We start from the raw sequence: 293 nt of genomic DNA, 5'->3' as shown, positions 1-293 counted from the left end.
GGTGCAAAAATATGAGCATGCGCTGCTGGTCAATATCGCCAACGAAGCAGGCGATTACGCGGTTACCACCGGTCCGTTTGTGGTCGCCTATAAAACTGCCATTACACGTCTGCGCGATGCAGGCATCCGCACGCCGCTCTTTATCGACGCGCCGGACTGCGGCAAGAACCTGGAAGTACTGATACCCGCGGCGGCAACGCTGCAAGCTCATGACCCCGACCACAACCTGATGTTTTCGGTGCACACTTACTGGTCAAAGCTCGCCGTATCCAACGTACAGCCTACCTTTATTA

General features: G+C 55.3%; 1 protein-coding gene. It reads left to right on the top strand.

Going from position 1 to position 293, the window contains the following annotated elements; genetic code table 11:
• On the top strand, nucleotides 1-293 hold a 293-nt coding region (locus KK062_RS30265), incomplete at both ends, for a cellulase family glycosylhydrolase (protein ID WP_254088117.1).

Source organism: Dawidia cretensis (assembly GCF_018598175.1).
Classification (GTDB): Bacteria; Bacteroidota; Bacteroidia; order Cytophagales; family Cyclobacteriaceae; genus Ohtaekwangia; species Ohtaekwangia cretensis.
The sequence above is the reverse complement of the archived record's forward strand: the minus strand, read 5'-3'. Positions and strand labels throughout refer to the sequence as shown.